This is a genomic window from Saccharopolyspora spinosa NRRL 18395, from assembly GCF_000194155.1.
GTDB lineage: Bacteria > Actinomycetota > Actinomycetes > Mycobacteriales > Pseudonocardiaceae > Saccharopolyspora > Saccharopolyspora spinosa.
Genome location: NZ_GL877878.1, coordinates 2338282 through 2357085, shown reverse-complemented (window position 1 = coordinate 2357085; position 18804 = coordinate 2338282). Strand labels below are relative to the sequence as shown.

The 18804-nt window shown below is 66.2% G+C and carries 20 protein-coding genes; 12 read left to right on the top strand and 8 right to left on the bottom strand.

Going from position 1 to position 18804, the window contains the following annotated elements:
- Positions 1-474: 474 nt before the first annotated feature.
- The 5 genes from SSPN_RS0111780 to SSPN_RS43485 all read right to left on the bottom strand — a co-directional run bounded on the left by SSPN_RS0111780 (position 475) and on the right by SSPN_RS43485 (position 6277).
- A complete protein-coding gene (locus tag SSPN_RS0111780; RefSeq protein ID WP_010694829.1) occupies positions 475-1569 on the bottom strand; it encodes an NAD(P)/FAD-dependent oxidoreductase in 1095 nt (364 codons plus the stop codon).
- Between the two features lie 349 nt (positions 1570-1918).
- The gene (locus tag SSPN_RS0111770) at positions 1919-2245 is read right to left on the bottom strand and encodes a hypothetical protein (protein WP_010694823.1); all 327 of its coding nucleotides are present in this window, start codon (positions 2243-2245) and stop codon (positions 1919-1921) included.
- Positions 2242-4239 carry a hypothetical protein gene (locus SSPN_RS43490; RefSeq protein ID WP_010694821.1) on the bottom strand — a complete coding sequence of 666 codons (1998 nt, stop codon included), beginning with the start codon at positions 4237-4239 and terminating at the stop codon, positions 2242-2244. Before SSPN_RS43490 ends, SSPN_RS0111770 begins: the two co-directional genes overlap by 4 nt.
- Positions 4236-4970, bottom strand: coding sequence for a toll/interleukin-1 receptor domain-containing protein (locus SSPN_RS0111760; RefSeq protein WP_010694819.1), 735 nt, complete (start codon positions 4968-4970; stop codon positions 4236-4238). Before SSPN_RS0111760 ends, SSPN_RS43490 begins: the two co-directional genes overlap by 4 nt.
- Positions 4971-5050: 80 nt before the next feature.
- Positions 5051-6277: a helix-turn-helix domain-containing protein gene (locus SSPN_RS43485; protein WP_237710524.1), complete on the bottom strand. Its 1227-nt coding sequence runs from the start codon at positions 6275-6277 to the stop codon at positions 5051-5053.
- Between the two features lie 139 nt (positions 6278-6416).
- On the opposite strand from SSPN_RS43485, the gene SSPN_RS43480 reads away from it, so the two are divergent.
- Complete coding sequence (locus tag SSPN_RS43480; RefSeq protein WP_010694814.1) at positions 6417-6710, top strand: hypothetical protein; 294 nt, start codon at positions 6417-6419, stop codon at positions 6708-6710.
- Positions 6711-6763: 53 nt separating this feature from the next.
- On the opposite strand, the gene SSPN_RS0111745 is transcribed toward SSPN_RS43480, so the two are convergent.
- Positions 6764-7744: a sugar-binding transcriptional regulator gene (locus SSPN_RS0111745; RefSeq protein ID WP_010694809.1), complete on the bottom strand. Its 981-nt coding sequence runs from the start codon at positions 7742-7744 to the stop codon at positions 6764-6766.
- 128 nt (positions 7745-7872) lie between these two features.
- Here SSPN_RS0111745 and SSPN_RS0111740 point away from each other — a divergent pair, with 128 nt between their 5' ends.
- The 9 genes from SSPN_RS0111740 to SSPN_RS0111705 all read left to right on the top strand — a co-directional run bounded on the left by SSPN_RS0111740 (position 7873) and on the right by SSPN_RS0111705 (position 14628).
- Positions 7873-8874: a zinc-dependent alcohol dehydrogenase family protein gene (locus tag SSPN_RS0111740; RefSeq protein WP_010694807.1), complete on the top strand. Its 1002-nt coding sequence runs from the start codon at positions 7873-7875 to the stop codon at positions 8872-8874.
- Positions 8867-10216 carry an ABC transporter substrate-binding protein gene (locus SSPN_RS0111735; protein WP_010694805.1) on the top strand — a complete coding sequence of 450 codons (1350 nt, stop codon included), beginning with the start codon at positions 8867-8869 and terminating at the stop codon, positions 10214-10216. The genes SSPN_RS0111740 and SSPN_RS0111735 overlap by 8 nt, the downstream gene beginning before the upstream one ends.
- Complete coding sequence (locus tag SSPN_RS0111730; protein ID WP_010694798.1) at positions 10213-11130, top strand: carbohydrate ABC transporter permease; 918 nt, start codon at positions 10213-10215, stop codon at positions 11128-11130. The genes SSPN_RS0111735 and SSPN_RS0111730 overlap by 4 nt, the downstream gene beginning before the upstream one ends.
- Positions 11127-11951, top strand: coding sequence for a carbohydrate ABC transporter permease (locus SSPN_RS0111725; RefSeq protein WP_010694796.1), 825 nt, complete (start codon positions 11127-11129; stop codon positions 11949-11951). Before SSPN_RS0111730 ends, SSPN_RS0111725 begins: the two co-directional genes overlap by 4 nt.
- 373 nt (positions 11952-12324) lie before the next feature.
- Positions 12325-12756 carry a YbaB/EbfC family nucleoid-associated protein gene (locus SSPN_RS62545; RefSeq protein ID WP_083821684.1) on the top strand — a complete coding sequence of 144 codons (432 nt, stop codon included), beginning with the start codon at positions 12325-12327 and terminating at the stop codon, positions 12754-12756.
- Between the two features lie 8 nt (positions 12757-12764).
- Positions 12765-13049, top strand: a complete 285-nt coding sequence (locus SSPN_RS0111720) for a YbaB/EbfC family nucleoid-associated protein (protein ID WP_143539520.1) — start codon at positions 12765-12767, stop codon at positions 13047-13049.
- A 3-nt stretch (positions 13050-13052) separates the two neighbouring features.
- Positions 13053-13361 (top strand): hypothetical protein, encoded by a 309-nt coding sequence (locus SSPN_RS0111715; RefSeq protein WP_010694792.1) that lies wholly within the window; start codon positions 13053-13055, stop codon positions 13359-13361.
- 23 nt (positions 13362-13384) lie between these two features.
- Complete coding sequence (locus SSPN_RS0111710) at positions 13385-14041, top strand: hypothetical protein (protein ID WP_010694790.1); 657 nt, start codon at positions 13385-13387, stop codon at positions 14039-14041.
- Positions 14038-14628, top strand: a complete 591-nt coding sequence (locus SSPN_RS0111705; protein ID WP_010694788.1) for a hypothetical protein — start codon at positions 14038-14040, stop codon at positions 14626-14628. Before SSPN_RS0111710 ends, SSPN_RS0111705 begins: the two co-directional genes overlap by 4 nt.
- A gap of 277 nt (positions 14629-14905) precedes the next feature.
- On the opposite strand, the gene SSPN_RS0111695 is transcribed toward SSPN_RS0111705, so the two are convergent.
- Positions 14906-15154, bottom strand: coding sequence for an AAA domain-containing protein (locus SSPN_RS0111695; RefSeq protein ID WP_010694784.1), 249 nt, complete (start codon positions 15152-15154; stop codon positions 14906-14908).
- Between the two features lie 164 nt (positions 15155-15318).
- Positions 15319-16509 (bottom strand): cytochrome P450 family protein, encoded by a 1191-nt coding sequence (locus SSPN_RS0111690; protein WP_010694783.1) that lies wholly within the window; start codon positions 16507-16509, stop codon positions 15319-15321.
- Between the two features lie 112 nt (positions 16510-16621).
- Here SSPN_RS0111690 and SSPN_RS0111685 point away from each other — a divergent pair, with 112 nt between their 5' ends.
- Positions 16622-17683 carry a TetR/AcrR family transcriptional regulator gene (locus SSPN_RS0111685; RefSeq protein ID WP_010694781.1) on the top strand — a complete coding sequence of 354 codons (1062 nt, stop codon included), beginning with the start codon at positions 16622-16624 and terminating at the stop codon, positions 17681-17683.
- Between the two features lie 138 nt (positions 17684-17821).
- A complete protein-coding gene (locus SSPN_RS0111680) occupies positions 17822-18244 on the top strand; it encodes an FHA domain-containing protein (RefSeq protein WP_101376506.1) in 423 nt (140 codons plus the stop codon).
- Positions 18245-18804 lie beyond the last annotated feature (560 nt).

The window sequence follows — 18804 nt, the reverse complement described above, 5'->3', positions numbered from 1 at the left end:
GTTGGAGAGGAGGGTGTGGCGGTGTCGGTGCAAAGTGCGCGACGTTCGGGATCGGGCTCGGGATCGGGATCGGGGTCGCTGCGTCGGGCTGCGGGGCCGACGCGTTCGGTTCGGGCAGCGGACCGTCTGTCATCGGGACTCCACACTTGCAGACTGCTTGGCAGCCTACCCGCATGTTTACCGGGCAAACAGTGGTCAGCTGGCGGTGGGGTGGTGCCGCGTCGTTCGCGATCAGGTCGTCCGCAGGCCGGTGATCGGCCTGCGCGATCAGTCACGCCAGTCCGATGCGGGCCGGGCCTTCATCGAGATCGGCGCACAATTTCCCATACGATTCGACGATTTACCGGTGTTTGGCGAGCGTATCGGCCGAGCGTCCCGAGCCGCCGCGGGCGGCGCCGCCGCACTGTTCTTGGGCAGGACGCCGCCGAGTACTCCGCCGTGCGGCGATCACGCCAAGCCCGTAGTCCCCGCCGTTCAGGCGGTGGGGCCGAACTGCTCGGTGAAGCGGCCGGTGAACAGATCCGCGCCCTTGTACTCGGCGACCATCGCGGCCGGGGCGGCGGTCGGGCCATCGGGAGAGGGCAGCTGTCCGACACCGCCGCTCGTACCGAGCGGGAGCAGGATCATGGGGAAGGGCGGGGGCTGATAGGTGGCCGTGGGTTGCTCGCCGTTTAGCTGGGCGGTGATGTTCTTGACGACCACCTCGGCGTGCTGCATCGCGTAGCCCGCCATCTTGGCCTCCGCGACATCGGTGATGTCGCCGACCGCATAGACGTGGTCGTGCTCCTTGACGTTGAGGAATTCGGTCACGGGAACCCGGCCCTGCGGCGTACGGATCGTGAGCTTGCCGTCGGCGAGGTAGTCGCTGTTGGTGCTCGTCCCGTAGGCGCGGAACCAGATGTCGGCGGTGATCTCGTCGCCGTCGGTGGTGGTGGCGGTGAAGGCACCAGCCCGGCCGGCCTCGGTGCTCGGCGGCGCCGCCAGGCCGGTGCCGAGGCGCACTTCGACGCCCAGCGCGTCGAGCTGGCCGCGCAGGTCATGAACCACCTCCGGCGTGAAGCCGGGGAGCAGCTCCTCGGCAGGGTCGGCGATGGTCACGTGCTTTTCCGGCCAGACTTCCTTGATTTCCCCGGCCAGTTCCAGGCCGACCGGGCCGGCGCCGAGGATCAGCACCTCGTTGGCCTGGAGCAGTTCCTCGTGCGTCCGGCGGAGGTCGTCCAGCGCCTCGCCGATCGAGTCGGAGCTGGGCTTGGCCGGGTAGGCGTAGCTGGAGCCGGTGGCCAGGACCACGTAGTCCGCCGTGACATGCTCGCCCGAGGCCAGGGTGACACCGCTGGGGTCCACCGAGACCGCACGGTCGCGGATAACCTCGCCCCGCGTGAGAAGGGTCTTGTAGGGGAAGAACATGTTGCCAGCCCAGCCGGGCCGGGTCAGCGCCCGCAGCGATGCGGCCGCGTTGACGAACGCGTCCCGGGGGTCGATGAGGATGACGTCGGCCTCGGATTCCAACGCCTTGGCGACCGCGGTGCCCCCATAGCCCCCGCCGATGACTGCGACTGTACGACTCATGATTTCAGGCTCCCGCAGAGGAAAGAGTTGAGTTCGTAGTACGAACTATATTAGTTCGTGTCACGAACTCAACCGAGTTGTGTCGCGGGACACGCTGTTTCTACGGTTGCAGGTCGTTGCGGGCGATCTGTTCCCTGCGCTGGGCATTGGCCGCAGTGATTTCGCCGATTCCGGAGGCGGGTGCGTCCCGCCAGGCGGGAATCGAGGTGGCCAGGTTTTCGTGGCGGCGGGGTGTGGCCTTCGGCGATCGGACACCCCGGCCCGCGCAGGGGATCAACGGGTTGAATCCGAAAGCCTTGGAGCTGGAGTTGCCCAGCCCCAAGGCCTCCGCGCCCGCGGATGGTTGCTATCAGAATGGGTGTGGTGCGTCGAATCGCTGGCGGACTTCGTCGGCCACACCTGGATTTCCGGCAGCTTCGATCAGCTTGGCGAAGCGGTGGGCGGTCAAGGCCCGCACCGGGTTGTCCGCGTAGAGGCCGATCCTGTCCAAGACCACGCCCACGTGGTCGCTGGTGGTCTTGTTCCCGTGCATGAGCTTCCGGTAGATCCCATACAGCACCGCTGCGAACAACGGAACGGTGACCAAGGCCGGCCACTGCAACAGTAAGCCGAGCACGAGCGGTATGACAGCCGCGAGTGCCAGGCCGCCGTACAGGATCCGGTTTTCCTTGCTCATCGAACGGCCTCCTCAGGCGCATGGTTGAACGTGTAATCGGTGACGTGCAGTCCCTGCGCCATGTCGATCAGCTGGGACAACCGCACGAAGACCTCGGCGCGTCCGTTCGCCGTGCGGCTCCAATCGCGCGCGAGGACGTGCAACGAACCGAGCAGGTGGAGGTGCTGGCTGGCCGCGTCCGCCAGGATGCCGAGCAGCAGGTCATACGCCACGGTGCGGCCGGCGGCGTCGAACCAGTTGTAGACGCGTGGCGCGACGATGTCTGGGCGGGCGAGCATGGTCGTACGCCAGCAGAAACCGAGTTGGGAACGGATCGTGTGGTCTGCCGCGAGAGGTTGGGAACGCTTGCTCGAGTCGGCAAGCCGCAACGGGTCCGCGACGGCGAGAAACAGGAAGTGATCGGCGGGCCACGGCTGCTGCTTCGGCAGATCTGCCGTGAGCCTTTCGAGCAGCAGCCGCAGCAATATTGGATCGCGAGAGGTCAGCTCGACCAGGGCGCGGTACGCGGTCGGGACGCCGGTACCGTCTTCGCGGCGAGCCCGGTGGTGGAGCCGGACCAGAGCCTGTTCTGGGTAATTCGGAGCGATCACCTCGGTGCACACGTCCACCACGATCTGCCCGACGTCCCCGGGAAGTTCGTTGCGCCGCGACCACTCGTACACCAGGCGCCGGAAGAAGTGACCGTGGCGCTCGTTCTTCAAACCCAACAGAAGGGCTCGCACCCCGTAGTCGCGCAGTACGTTCGGCGCTCCGGTCTGCCTCGGAAAGATCCACTGGTCGATTAGCCACCTCACGTGCCCCGGCGAGTTGGTGCGCAACGACTGTTCCACGAACCGGTCGACCAGGTTCTTTCGGTCCTGCACGCTGAACTGCTCAATGCGGATGATGCCGTCCACCCACCGGCAGAACGGCTCCCGAAGATCCGGGTAGTTGTCCCAGAAGTGTTCGCGCAACGCCCGGTCGTAGCTGAGCCGGCTGAACTCGATCCGGTTGTTCGGCGCGACATCGATGTTCAGCTCGTAGAGCTGGGTGCGGTAGCCCTCCTGTTCCATTCGGGGCTGCTCGCGCCCGTCGAGGCTCAACGAGCTCACCAGGCGGTGGGACGCGAAGAACACCGCGTCACTCGACGCTCCACGGCACATCGCGGCAGCGAGCAGCACTGTACGCTGCCGACCGCCTGGAACCTTGTTCAGCTGCTCCGTCACCTCGTCGCTGCGGTCGATTCGGGCGGAAACCGCTTCACTGAGCCAGGTCGAGAGATCGCCGCCGCGGTTCGTGTCCCGGGCGAGCACCACCATCTGCGCGAGGTTTGCGATCTCCGACATCGGTGCGGACAGGATGCGTGCGAGTTCCTTCGAAGTCAGCTGTTGCTCGGAGAGGAAGATCCCTTCCGCTTCCAGGTGCCGTCGTAACACCGAGGCACCTCGGGCCCGGTCGATCCGGGCTTCGAACTGCGCAAGGTCCGAGTCGAGGTGGTGCTTGCGGAAATCGGGCACGACGACGGCGAGAAAAGCCGTGCGCTGCTGGAGGATCGTGCGGAATGAGAGAAGATCTCGTTGCCGGGCGTGGAACACGTCCTCGGTGCTGTCCGAGAGGTCGAGCACGAACAGGTGCCCGGGCTGGACCATCAGCTTGTCCAGGCTTCGGTCGTGCTTGTGCGCCTCGTCGTCTAGCACGGTGAAGGGGGTGTGATCGTCGGCGAGTTCGTCTAGGAGCATCTTCGCCGCAGTGCGTCGACCGCTTCCCAGTAGCCCGGTGAGTACGACGGTGCGGGACTGCCGCAACATCTCCCGAGCGGCGCCCAAGTTCGGTGGCGGCTCGAACCGGCGCTTGAGCCAACGCAGATCGTCCTTCAGGGTCAACCGTGGCCCGCGAGCCTGCTGCTGGACGCTCTCGTGAATCGTGTAGTAGACCGGGTTGATGTTCAGATCGCCGGAGCCGGCGTGGATCGGGCTGCCCTGCGTGTCGTGGAATTCGTTGTTGGTCTCGGTCACCGGTCCTCGCCTCGCTCACGCTTCGAGCCGAACTTGTGGCGGATTCCGCCGATTTTGTTGCCCGTGACGTGGGTCGCCCCGTCGCCGTAGGAGATGTGCTGGTCGCCGCCGTCGGTGCTCACCGGGCCTGTTGGGCCGTTGAACGCCGTGTTGGTTATCGATCCACCGCTCATATCGCGAAGCTGGGTGATGTTTCCGTTGACCGGACCGCCGTTGGTGTAGTGCACGCCGCCGGTCGAAGGCGCTTTCGCAGTCCGGTCGACGAGCCCCGGCACCAGGTCGACGAGTTCGGCGGCGATCCGGTCGAGACCGGCCTCAGCGCTTCCAGTGTCGTAGGTGAGGGACTGGAGGTCGGCGAGCGGCGCCAGGGCACGCGGAAGATCGGCGGCCACCAGCCGGGGCAGCTTCCGTCCACACAGGATCGGGATGATCCGGGCACCGCTGCGCATGGCGTTCAGGATCTCCTTACGGGTCCAGTCATCCTTGTTGTTCAGTGCAGGGTTTCCGTCTCGATCACGAGCGTCGAGCCATTTCGGGCCAATCAGTACAAGCAGCACGCGGGCACTGGAGGACGCCGTCGACAGCCCGGTGCGGTAGTTGTCGCCGGGGCGGATGGACTTGCTGGCGCGGAATACCCGTTCACGGCCGAACCGCGCCGACAGATTCTGCTCTATCGCTACTGCGGCATGTTCGCAGTCTCCGGTGCGGTAGTTGATGAAGATTTCGGGCACAGCGGTACCTCACTTCTGTGGGAATGGAGGGTTCTCAGGCGGTCTGGTTGTGCAGCGTGGCGACCAGCCTGGGTTGGAGCTCACGCACCGAGGATGCTGTGTGGAACCGCGCGAGCACGCGGGCCACGCGCCGGAGATCGGTAGTGATGGTGGCGGAACTGACGGTGTCGACCATTCCGAGGACCTGCTCGAGCAATTTGCAGGCGTGGTCGATATCGCCCGCCGTGGCGTGCGCCAGGGCGCGGCGGACGCCGTAGCGCGCTTGGGACAAGAGCGTCCAGCGGAACTCGTTCGACTTCCCGGTCGAGGATCACCGTCGCATCCCTCGGGCGTCCCAGATCGTGAAGGCACCATCCCGAGACCATCGCGACCGGGTCGGTCAGGTTCGCTGTGCCGAGTACTGGTCCGGATTCGGGCTGGGCCGCGCTGAGCAGATCGCGAGCTCGGTCCAGGCTCCGCATGCACGCGTCGTAAGCTCCGGCTAGCGCGTGGCCTTGTGCCTCGCGCTGCGCGGCGAGTCCGCGAATGCGGGCGGACGTTGCGATCCGTTGGGCTTGCTGGGCGAGGTCGATCGTCGCCAGTGCGTCCTCTCGGTACAGAGTGACAAGCGCTCGGCGCACCAGGGCATATGCCGCCAGTGACCGGTCCTGTCCTGCATCCGCGAGCTCCACGGCGCGGTCGGTCCACCACAGGGCGGCCGCGTTGTCACCCGACTCCTGCGCCATCCAACCCGCGAACTCGGCATACCGCGCGCCCAGCACCAGGAGTTCTGCACTCACTGCGGGTTTGGCGCGGGCGGCGAGTTCGCGGAGGGTGTGGGTCTGCGCGATCAGCGCGGGCAACACCACCGATGGGCTCGCCGTTTGCCCCAGCTGGCGGAACTGGTCGAACATCGTGCGGAACGTCGAGATCGTGCCGTCCTCCGCGATGGCATGACCGCCGCCCATGCCGAAGGCCAGCATCGAGGCGGCTCCCGCTGCCAACACCTGTCGGCGGTCCATCGGCCGGAACCAGCTTTTCCCACCTGAATCGAGACTCATCAACCACACCTCACCGTCGCCGTTGGCTTCGGGCAGCGGTTCTTCGGAGGACTGCGCGGGAACCAGGCTCGCCAGCTTTCCCCCGGCAGCGAGGATCGCATCGCAGCGCCGGGCGAAATCCGGTGTTGGTCGTTTGCCGCCGGTTTCGATCTTGCTCAGGTGTCCCTTGCTGTAATGCGCCAGCGTGGCCATTCGAGTGAGGGAAAGACCGGCGGCGGTGCGCAGTCTTCGAAGCTCTGCCCCGAACAGTGTGGGCCGTTCTGTCACATCTTCCTCCGGGTTTCCCGTTGTCCGTTTCGGTGGGCGAGGGGAAACGGCTGTTGGTCCTGACCGGTTTTCGCGCAGTGTGAAACGCATCGGTCCGGTACCGGGCGAGCCGGACCAACGGCAGACCTTAGGAGAAGAGATGATCAAGGACGAGTCAGTCCGAGATTTGGCACCCGAACAGCGCAATCCGTCGCGTGCCTCGTTCCTGGGCAGTGCGGCGCTCACATTCGGGTTCAGCGCAGCGCAGGTGTGGGCCACGAGCGTGCTCGCCGATATCAGACTTTCGGGTGTCGAGTTGTTCGCATTGGTCCTGGTGCTCTCCGCCGGATTCATCGCCGTCCTCGACGCGTGGAAGGAAATCTGGTTCCGTGCGGCTGTGCGCCGCTCGTCGGGGGATTGTCGCGGAGATTCGGATTCGGCGGACGGGAAATAGAGTCGTTTCCCGTTTCCTGTCTCTGGAGGAAACGGGAAACGGGCGCTCTTCGGCTACGCGGGTGGGCGTCCGGTGGCCAGTTCCAGGATTCGGTCGGCTGCTGCGGCGTCGGTGATGAGGGTGGTGACGATGCCGGAGCGGAGGACCGCGTCGATCGCTTCGGCTTTCGGTTGCGTGTAGCCCAGGGCGATCACTTCCGGGACTCGGCGGAGTTGGTCGTGGGTGATCGCCAGCACGTGGTGGGCCAGGCCCGTTGACAGGGCGTTGCCGTTCTCGTCGAACAGGCGGGCCGCGATCTCCGCCGTTGCTCCTCGTCGGCCGATCGAGTCTCGTTCGCTCGGGGTCAGTGCGTCGTAGACCGTCGATTCGCCCGGTTGCCACGCACCGATGCTCACCACCGCTTTGGTCAGGTGTTGGAACTGGTCGAAGGTTTCCGCGATGCCCGGCTGCTTTCGCAGGATGTCGGTGGTGCGGCGGTCCGGCAGCACCAGCGGGCCGTAGATCGGGTAGGCGTCGCCGCCGCCGACCTCCGCGGCCCGGCCTACCGTCTCCACCGACCGGTCACGCATGTCCATGCCTGCCTGCACCCCGCACAGCTGCACGATCGGGCACTTCGGGAGCGACTCGATCGCCTCGGCCATGACGTTCACCGAACGCGCCCAGGCCAGGCCGATAACGTCGTCCGGGGTGGCCAGCTCGGTCAGCAGCTGCGCCGCCAGCGCGCCGATCCGGCGGCGCAGTTCCGGCCGATCGGCCTTGCTCTGCGCTCGATTGAGCACCATGACGCGGCGGAGCCCGTAGGCGGCGCGGACCTCGTCCGACAGCCGCAGGTCCACCGGCATCGGAAGGTCGAACTCGATGCGCACGAGGCCGGTTTCCTGCGCTGAGCTCAGGATCCTCGCCACCTTGAAGCGGCTGATGCCGAACTCCTCCGCGATCTCCATCTTCGAGCAGCCCTGGAGGTAGAACCGGTGCGCGATCGAGGCCGCGGTGAATGTGTCGGTCAGGCGGGACCTCGGCCCTTTGGTGCTCATATGAGCACGATAGCGCGAAATTTGGGCGAAAGGTTGACGTAACTTGCCATTGCGCCCTTGAATGCTCCGCATGTTGCGGGATGACTGCAACAAGACGCGCTCATTTGAGCAGAGTTGAATGGAGTGTCATGCGCGCCGCGATCATCGATCAGCCCGGCTCGATCAGGGTGGGCGATGTGCCGGATCCGAACGCCGGGGACCGGCAGTTGGTGCTCAAGGTCGGTGCAACCGGGATCTGCGGCACCGACCTGCACATCGCCGACGGCCACTTCCCGCCCACCCCTTACCCGATCGTGCCGGGGCACGAGTTCGCCGGCGAGGTCGTCGAGATCGGCGCGGACACACCGGGGGATTGGACGATCGGTGACCGCGTCGCGGTGGACCCGTCGCTGTTCTGCGGCTACTGCACCCCGTGCCGGTCGGGCCACGGCAACCTCTGCGCGAACTGGAACGCCACGGGCGACACTGTGGACGGCGCTTTCGCCGAGTACGTCGCCGTCCCGGCGTCCACTTGCTACCGGATGCCCGACGAGATGACCTGGCAGCAGGGCGCGCTGGTCGAACCGGTGTCGTGCGCGGTGCACGGCGTCCGGCAGATCGGTGTCGAGGCGGGCGAACGGTTCCTCGTGGTGGGAGCGGGCACGATGGGGCTGCTGATGCAGCAGTTGCTCCAGCGCGGCGGCGCGCACGTCACGGTGGTCGACCGCAACGAGGCGCGGCTGGGCCGGGCAACCCGTCTCGGCGCGGTCCGGGTGGGTACCGACGTCGCCGAACTCGACGAGCGCTTCGACGCCGCGGTTGACTGCACCGGTGCCGCGTCGGCGATCGAGGCGGCCTTCGACTCGCTGCGGCGCGGTGGCCGGCTGCTGGTTTTCGGCGTCGCCCCCGCCGAGGCCCGGGTGTCGCTGTCGCCGTTTCGCATCTACAACGACGAGATCAAGATCATCGGCTCGATGGCCGTGCTGAACAGCTACGGCGCGGCGCTCGGCCTGGTGGCTTCGGGCGCGATCGACACCGACGCGCTGCTCACCGACACCCTGCCGCTGGACGAGTTCCCCGCGGCGCTCGACCTGATGCGCAGCGGAGCCGGCCTGAAGGTCCAGGTGCTGCCGGGAGGCGTTGATGCATAGCCGAATAAAGAAGCTCGCGCTGCTCGCGTGCGCCGGACTGCTCACCCTCACCGGCTGCGCCGGGGCCGGTGCGCTGGGGTCCGGCGGACGCACGCTGGTCGTCGCGATCGTGTCGAACCCGCAGATGGAAGACGCGATTGCGCTGTCGGACCAGTTCGAGCGCGACAACCCCGGCATCAAGCTGAAGTTCGTGCAGTTGCCCGAGAACCAGGCGCGCGCCAAGATCACCGCGTCCACCGCCACCGAGGGCGGCGAGTTCGACGTGGTGATGATCAGCAACTACGAAACCCCGCAGTGGGCGGCCAACGGCTGGCTGGAGAACCTGCAGCCGTACATCGAGAAGAGCGAGGGCTACGACCCGGGCGACTTCATCCCGAGCATCCGGGACTCGCTGTCGTACCAGGGGTCGATGTACGCGGTGCCGTTCTACGGCGAGTCGTCGTTCCTCGCCTACCGCAAGGACTTGTTCGAGCAGGCTGGGCTGACCATGCCGGAACACCCGACCTGGCAGCAGATCGCGGACTTCGCGGCGAAACTTGATAACAAGGCGACGGGCGTGTCCGGCATCTGCCTGCGCGGAAAGCCCGGCTGGGGCGAGAGCCTGGCGCCGTTCAGCACGGTCGCCAACACCTTCGGCGCGCGCTGGTTCGACGAGAACTGGAACGCGCAGCTGACCTCGCCGGAATTCCGCTCTGCCGCAGAGTTCTACGTGGACCTGGTGCGGCAGCATGGCGAGGTTGGCGCGTCCAGCGCGGGCTTCTCCGAGTGCGGCACGCGGTACGGCCAGGGGCAGGCGGCGATGTGGTACGACGCCACGGTCATGGCCGGTACCAACGAGGACCCGGAGAGCAGTAAGATCGTCGGCAAGTCCGGCTACGTCGCGGCCCCGGTCGAGCGCACCGGCAGCAGCGGCTGGCTCTACACCTGGTCGCTGGCCATGCCGAAGGTCGCCGAGGACAAGGACGCCGCCTGGCGGTTCATGCGCTGGATGACCGACAAGGAGTTCGTGCGCAACGTCGGCAACACCTTCGGCTGGAACAGGGTTCCGCCCGGCTGCCGCCTGTCGACGTACCAGATCCCGGAGTACCAGCAGGCCGCGCAGGCCTACGCGCAGCCCACGCTGGACGGGATCGACCGCGCCCAGCAGCGCAACGCCATGCTGCGGCCGGTGCCATACCCGGGGATCCAGTTCGTCGGCATCCCGGAGTTCCAGGACCTCGGCACGCGGGTCAGCCAACAGCTCTCCGCTGCCATCGCGGGGCAGATCACGGTCGACGAGGCGCTCCAGCAGTCGCAGGAGTACGCCGAATCGGTCGGCGCGGCATACCGGGAGACCCGATGACCCAGACCGCCACGGCACCCGTCACGATCCGCAAGCCGGTCGGCAAGTGGTCCGGCACGGCGTGGTTGCGGCGCGCGCCGCTGCTGCCCGCCCTGCTGTTCACGATCCTGGTCACGCAGATCCCGTTCCTCCTCACCGTCTTCTACTCGTTCCAGTCCTGGAACCTGGTGCGACCCGGTTCCCGGCACTTCGTCGGCCTGCGCAACTACTTGGACGTGTTCGCCGACAGCCAGTTCCGGGGCGCGATGCTGAACACCGTGCTGCTGACCGTGGTCTGCGTGCTGGTGGCGATGCTGCTCGGCCTCGGGCTGGCGTTGCTGCTGGACCGGAAGTTCCTCGGCCGCGGCGTGGTCCGCACGCTGCTCATCACGCCGTTCCTGATCCTCCCGGCGGCCGGGGCGCTGCTGTGGAAGACGACGATGTTCGACTCGACCTACGGTCTGCTGAACTTCGTGTTCGGCGGCGACATCGACTGGCTATCGGAGTTCCCGCTGGCCTCGGTCATGGCGCAGATCGTCTGGCAGTGGACGCCGTTCATGATGCTGCTGATCCTCGCGGGTCTGCAGGCTCAGTCCAAGGAGGTGCTCGAAGCCGCCGCGGTCGACGGAGCGGGCCGGTGGCGCACCTTCGCGTCGATCACGCTGCCGCAGCTGAGCCGGTACCTGCAGCTGGCGGTCCTGCTGGGCGCGATCTACATCGTCAACAGCTTCGACGCGATTTTCCTGATGACGCAGGGCGGTCCGGGCACCGCCAGCACGAACCTGCCCTACTACATCTACCAGCGGGCCTTCGAGGGCTTCGACATCGGGCAGTCCTCGGCGATGGGCGTCATCGTCGTGGTGCTGACCCTGATCGTGGCGACCTTCGCGCTGCGGCTGATGTTCCGGACCTTCGGCGTGAGCGAGGTGCGATGATGCGTACCGGAAACCCCGTCGGCCAGTGGGCGCTGACCGCGTTCACCTGGCTGGTCGCGATCCTGTTCGTCTTCCCGCTGCTGTGGATGGTGCTCACGGCGTTCAAGCAGGAAGCCGACGCCTACACCGATCCGCCGCGCCTGGTGTTCACCCCGACGCTGGACCAGTTCGCGGGCATCCTGGAGCGCGGTTTCCTGCCGTACCTGGGAAATTCCGCGTTCGTCACGGTGGTGTCGACGCTGCTGGTGCTGCTGATGGCGGTCCCGGCGGCGTACGCGCTGTCGATCTCGGCGGTGCCCGGCACCCGCGACGCGCTCGGCTTCTTCCTGTCCACCAAGATGTTGCCGATCGTCGCGGCGATCATCCCGCTGTACGTGATCTCGCAGAACCTGAAGCTGCTGGACAACGTCTGGGCGCTGGTGATCCTTTACACGGCGATGAACCTGCCGCTGGCGATCTGGATGATGCGTTCGTTCTTCCTGGAAGTGCCAACGGAGATGGTGGAAGCCGGCCGGGTCGACGGAGCGACCCTGCCGACCCTGCTGTTCAAGGTCATCCTGCCGGTGGTGGCCCCGGGAATCGCGGCCACGGCGCTGATCTGCGTCATCTTCTCCTGGACGGAGTTCTTCTACGCGGTGAACCTGACGGCGGCGCAGGCGGGCACGGTCCCGGTCTTCCTCGTCGGCTTCATCACCAGCGAGGGCCTGTACTGGGCGCAGCTCTCGGCGGCGGCCCTGCTGGCTTCGCTACCGGTGATGATCGTCGGCTGGTTCGCCCAGAACCACCTGGTCCGAGGCCTGTCGATGGGCGCGGTGAAGTAATCCGTCCGGTAGCGGCCCGGATTCATCCCGAACCGGGATGAATCCGGGCCATCGCTCGTTCGGTGGCCTGCCTTGTGGCATATTCCCAACGTTGTTGCGGGCGAAACTCCCCGTTTTCTCGAATGGGTTTCGAAATTATCTCAATTGCGATTCGTTGATCGGGTGTAAAATTGCACCCGATCGTTGGATTGAACTCTTCGAATTGATAGCGTTCGCCGCAGTCCTGCTGTCTGCATTGGCAGAACGCCAACGATGCCTGGTGCCTCGATTGAGGATGTCGAGTTAATCCGAACGGGTGGCGGGGTTGCACCGGGTGTTCTATATGGTTATTCCATCGAGGGTAGTTTTCAGTTGATCGGGCTAAACTGTTCGAGTGAAATGCGGACCGAGTTCTCGGGTGTGGTCCGCCCCGTGTCCAAATGTCGATAGCCTCCAGAATGAGTCACCGCAAATCCATCGGGAATTCTGGGGAGAGCTTGTGGGGACGCATCGAGTCGACTTCGAAGCGCTACGCCGAGCAGCAGATGACCTGGACCAACGGGCCAAGGTGATCCGCCGAGCGCGGGACGAGCACGAAAGCCATAATTTCAGCGGGCGATCCGGTTCGGGTCGGGTGGTCGCGACCTGTCTGGGCAACGGGACCGTAACGGAAATCGCGATCCGGGGTGGGGCTCTCCGCAGCATCTATCCTGAGACGGTCGCTGCGGAAATCAAAGATGCCATTGGAAATGCTCGTTCGCGGGCATCTGAAGCCGCCTCGCAGGCGTTCAAGAAGGTGGCGCCCGACTTGGCGGGCGGGCAGTGATGGCTTCGATGCACGAAATCGAGAACCTGCTCGCGGAAATCCAGCAGCGGACCGCGGCAGTGCAAGCGGCCAGTCGGCGCCTGGTGGCCGAGACGGTGGTGGAAACGATTGGCGGCGACCTTGGTGAGCTCGCCGTTAACGGGTACGGAGAACTCGTCGACATCAGTTTGGAACACGACAAACTCCGCTACACCACGGAGAAAGCTCTCGGAAACCAGGTGGTCGAGGCATTGGCGCGCGCGGAGCGGCGCGCCGCGGCCGTCCGGCAGCAGGCATTGAAGGCGCGGAGGTGAGGGATGTCCGGATTCGAGGTCATCATCGAAGCGTTGCGCACGAACGTGATTCTCCTGTCGGAGGCCGAAAGTCGTTGGCGAAACGCACTCCACGCGGTCAACGGAAACTTGCTCGCTTCGGACGACCTCGGCCTGCTCGGCAAGCAGGACGGGATCGTGCTCAGCTGCAACGAGGCGGCGGCGGACCTTGAACTGGGACTGCGTAAGGGAGCGGACAACCTCCACAGCGCCGCCGAGGCCCTGCGAGCGGTCGCCGACGATCAGGAACGCCGGCAACAGGAGATCGTCGCCCAGTTCGGACATCTTCGGTAGCGCCCGCATCGGAAGGAATCCGCATGACCGCCGCCAACCCGCCCTTCCCAGAGGAACAGGCAGCCAAGATCATCGAGTATGCCGAGAAGACCGGGCAGGACGTGATCGTCCGCATCGTCAACGAAGTCCGCGACTGGCTCGGTCATCCCGAAGCTGTTCTGGGCATCGCCAGACTCTGGTCGCCGACAGCCAAGGCCGAGCTGCTCCAAGCCGACGAGACGGTCACCAACGCCCGCACGGCGATTGCGGCCAGCTGGACGGGCGCTGCCTCCGAGGCGTACATCGCCTACCTGGACCACGTGGTGAAGGTAATGCAGGACACCGCGGGCCTCTTCGACCGATTCAGCAAGAAGCTGTTGGACATGCGGGACCACATAACGGAGGCGTACAAGATAGCCATCGGCTTGATCGGGAACACGGCGGCCGAGGTCATCAGCCTGACCGGTGGGCTCATCGCCAGGATCCACGAAACCATCTTCGACGTCGCCGACGAAGTGCTCCAGGCGCTCGCGAACTTCGTCAGGCAGATGACGTCGACGGCCGAACGGGTGGTTCAGGTCATGGCTGATTTCCGGCGCTCCGGGGTGGAAATAGCGCAAGTCGCCGCGGATTTGAAGATTCCGGAGCCACTCCCCGCCGCTGCCTCGGAACCCAGTGATTGGAAGGTCAGACCGAAATGAAGATCTCGACCCTGCAGCGGTCGGTTGCGGTGATGACGTTGATGGGCCTGCTCGTGGCGGGCTGCGCCGGAAACCCGGGCTTCGATCCGGACGATGATCGGTTCAAGGTGCTACCGCAGATTTGCGATCTGGTCTCGCCGGTGATGGCAGGCCAACTGATCGGCACGCCGTACGAGACTGACACGATCGCGGTTGAAACCACCGGATACTGTTCGTGGACCTACCGTGATCTGGGTTCCGAAGGCGCTCATCCGCTCGAACGGAAGCTGTCCCTGCACGTAAGCCTGCACCGGAGCAACGACGCGAGGTCCGGAGCCAACGGGGCGCTGGAAGAACTGGACCGGCTGAGCGGGGACTCGCCGAACCACTTCGAGCGGGTGCTGGGCTTCGGCGAGTACGCGGTGCGAAGCAACACGAGCGAAGGCGTCGACTACATCATCGTCGTCGGCAACCTGAACCTCAAAATGTCCTTCGCCGGAGTAGATGTGGACGCGGCCGGCAACACGACCCCGATCCCACCCGGTCAAGCCGTTGAACCGGCCGCCGTCTTCGCCCGCGAGATAGCCGCGAACGCGGCGAAACCCTGACGACTCGCTGGGGCCTGCAGAATCGGTCGCTGGTCAGCATCCGAGATCGGCCAGCAGTTCTGCGGGGTCGGAGAGGCAGCGCCAGACCGGGATCCGGACGACCTCTCCATCGGTCGCGGCAAGCATGAGCTCCTGGACGGGGCGGTCGCTGTGCTCCGCACGACGAGGCACTGGTGCAGCCTGGCGAGTGGCTCGTCGTGTCGAGATCGTTGGCGTTCCGGAGACCTGCGTTCTCTGCTTGGGCGAGCAGTGTCCTGAGCAGTCCCTTGGTGTCATGTCACCGAGTCGCGTCACCGACGACGACCAGTCGCGAGGTCGCGCGGGCGAACGCCACGTTCCAGAGGTTCTGGTTTTCCGCCAGGCGCCGGACGGACTGCCGCTTGGCGTTCTGCGAGAGGGTGGGGGACAGCACGATCACATCGCGTTCCCCGCCCTGGAAGGTGTGCATGGTCCCGACCCGCACCTCGGGCCTCCCGCTGAGGAGTTCCCGCATCTTCTTGCGCTGCGCGGCATAAGGACTGACCACCCGTGATCGCCATTTTCTTGCGGTGCGCTCATGCCTGGTGAGTTGAGAGTTTGGCAACCGCCTCGGGCATCGCGACTTTGGTTCTGGAGCCCAGCATGCGCGTTGAGGACTTGCTGATCGTGCTTGTCGCGGAACGGCACGCTGGGGCCGGTCGTTATGCGGATTCAGAGGGTCACGGGCAGGGTTTTCAGGCGCCGGGTGCCCGGGTCGGGAAGGTGTTGTACGCCCTTGGGCGTTGGCTCCAGGTTCGGGAATCGGCCCAGCAGGACGGAAAGCGCTACCTCGGTTTGGGTTCGGGCTAGCGCGGCGCCGAGGCAAAAGTGAGCGCCGTGCGCGAAACCCAGGTGCGGGGGCCCGGCGGGGCGGTTGACGTCGAGCCGGTCGGCTTCGGGGAACACCCGCGGGTCGTGGTTGGCCGACGCGATCACGACCGTCACCGGCTGGCCCTTGCCGATCCGCATGCCGGAGATCTCGACGTCCTCGCGTGGGAAGCGCGGGATCGTCAGCAGTTGCGGGCCGCACCAGCGCATCAGCTCTTCCACCGCGTGGGGCATGAGGTCGGGGTTCACGCGCAGTGCGGCGAGCTGGTCGGGGTGGGAGAGCAGGGCGTGGACGCCGTTGGCGATGAGGTTCGTCGGTGTCTGGCCCGCCAGGACGACGTTCCAGATCAGGGTGACCAGTTCTGCGTCGCTGAGCCGGTGGCCGTCTTCGTCCTGGGCTCGGATCAGTTGCGAGACCAGGTCGTCGCCGGGCTCGGCCCGCCGCGCCGCGACCGCCGCCTTCGCGCCCGCGATGATGCCGGGGATCGACTCGGCGAGCCCCGGACCGTAACCGGCGGCGACGTGGGCGCCGTACTCCCGCCACTTCGGCCGGTCCGATTCGGGGATGCCGACCAGTTCGCAGATCACGGCCATCGGCAGCGGTCGGGCGAAGTGCGGCAGCAGGTCCACTTCGCCGCCGTCGGGCAGGTCGTCCAGCAGGGCCTCGACGATCGTTTCGATGCGCGGCCGGAACTCGGCGGCTCGGCGGGCGGTGAACGCTGGCGCGACCAGCCTGCGCAGCCGGGTGTGCTCCGGCCCTTCCATCTCCTGCATGGTCCGCATGTAGGGCAGGCAGTCCTCGGGCACGTCAGGCCGCATGGCGAAGCTGTCGCCGGTGAGCTCCAAACGGGCATCGGTCAGCGCAGCCTTGGCGTCGTGATAGCGGAGAACGGCCCACATCGGGTTGAGACCGGGGACCAGCAGCCGTGCCAGCGGCGAACGTTCCCGGGCGCGCCCATAGGCCGCGAACGGGTCGTTGAGCACCTCGGGCGTCGTCAGGTCGATCTCGGGAACCGTCACATCTTGGCTGGTCACGTGGCCTCCGAAAGTCGGATGTTCATTTCAGATGTTCTCATCATTTGAGTGGTGACGGTATCTTGGATCGAGTTGGACGGCAACCCGCTCAGGTGCGCTTCGGGGGAGGACGATGGCTCGGCTCAGCAGGGCGGAAGCCCAGGAACGCAACCGCGGCAAGGTGCTCGCCGCGGCCCGGGACGAGTTCGCCGAGCTCGGCTTCCGCGACGCCAAGATCGACGCCATCGCCGAGCGCGCCGAGCTCACCCGCGGCGCGGTCTACTCCAACTTTCCCGGCAAGCGGGCCCTCTACTTCGCGGTTCTGGCCGACCTGGCCGAGCGTGCGCCCGCGCCGCTGCACCCGTCGTCGGGCCGCAATGCCCATGACGCGCTCGGTGCGCTCGCCCGCGCATGGGTCGCGCGTCTGCCAGACGAGCGACCCCTCGGCGCGGAGTTGATGCCGGAAATCCTGGCTGATGAGCGGGTGCAGCGCCCCTACGCGCAGCTGATTGAGCTGGATGCGCTCCTGCTCGCGCTCGCGTTGGAACGGTTGCAGCCCCCGGAAGTTCCGCCGGGAGCGCCGCCCGCCCGCCTGGTGCGGTTGGCGGAGATCGTGCTTACGACGCTGCACGGCGCGAGCCAAATGGCCGCCGCCGCACCGGGTTTCGTCGAACCCTTCGACATCGTCAGCGCTTGTGAGCGCCTGTCCGGGTTGGCACTCAACGACTTCTGGGCGCCGCCACCGATCGTCCCGCCGGCGCAACCGACCGACGAGCCGTGGTCCCCACCGGAAGCGACCGACCTCGTGCGCGGCGAATCCGCGCGGTTGACCGGTGACGGCGTGGTTGCGGTGCTCGGGCTGCACCGGCTTTCCGCCGCCGAGGAAGCGGTTCGCGCCGAGGCCGCGGTCACCATCGCCCTGGTCACCAGCGATCCCGGTGAATTAGCGCCGCTGGCGCGGCTGGCCATCGCCGAACTGTGCGGCTGCCTGCGCCAGGCATTCCCGGCTTCGTCGTTGCCCCGCCTGCAGGTCGTGTGCGACGCGTCGGGCACCCTCGCCGCGGCGGCAGGGGTGTCCGCGGTCAGCGACGCCACCGAAACCGCGGTGCGCATCGAGGCGAACCGGATCGTCGCCCGCGCCGACGGCCGTGGCGCCTGCCACGCCGTGGCCCACGAACTCGTGCACCGCGAGTGATTCCGGCCGAGGACTCTGAAAAGTGAGGACCAAGGTCCTGGCCGTTCGCGTCCGGGCTTCGGCATTCTGGGTTCAGCCGCCGCACTTGGATCGCGCAGCCCGCAGCGGCGTTGTTGCTTGTTGGTAAGGAGAATGATGATGAACCAGACCCGGATCGACGCGTCCGCACCGAGCGGAACCCAGTTGGACGAGCCGACCCGGCCCTGGACGGTGCCCGCCGCAGTGGCGCAGCCGATTCCGGCGCCGCGCGCGCCCGAGGAGCCAAGCGGCCGTGCGAGGCTCGTGATCAACCGCGGGCCCGACGCCGGTACCGGTTTCGCGATCAGCACTCCGCGCACCACGATCGGGCGCGGCCGCGAATGCGACATCGTCGTGGATGACATCACCGTCTCGCGCCAGCACGCCGAGCTGCGCCGCCGGGACGGCCGGTTCGTCCTCGTGGACGGCGGTTCGCTAAACGGCACCTACCTGAACCGGATGCCGGTGGAGTCCGCCGAGCTGACCGACGGCGACGAGATCTGGGTCGGCAAGGCCCGCTTCACCTTCCGCACCGACGCCTGAGCCACCACGCAGAGCCCGGCGATTTCGCGCGAAACGGGTTAGGGAGTAGAGCTTGATCAAGTGCACTCAACCCGGACACGCCTCTAAAAGTCGTCCCACGTGTGACGCACCGTGATCGTTGCCGGGTGGCGGCTTGGTCACGGTGCGTTGTGGTGGTGGGGATGGGGTGTGGCTGCGGTTCGTTGCTGCGGGGGTTCGCTGCTGCTGGGTGACTGTGCTTGTTCCTCTGCTGGCTGCCGTGCTGCTGGGCTGCCCTGCTGCTGCGGCTTGGTGCCTGGTGGCGGCGGTGTTTCGCTACCGCCTGGCGGCGACTGGATTTCTGCTGGGCTGCCACTGTGGTTGTTGCGGTGATCGCTATTATCCAAGGGTTAGCAGACTAGCGTAGAAGGTGGGCATGTCGGTTGACGACATCGCACGAAACCTAGACCTCGCTGTAGAGCGCCTTTCTATTGTTTAGTTAAATCAGGCCGCATCCCTCATTGACGAAGCGACGAACGTCTTATACTCGACCGTATCTGAAAGCAACGATCCCGAAATCGCGGAAGTCCTGGAAACCTGGC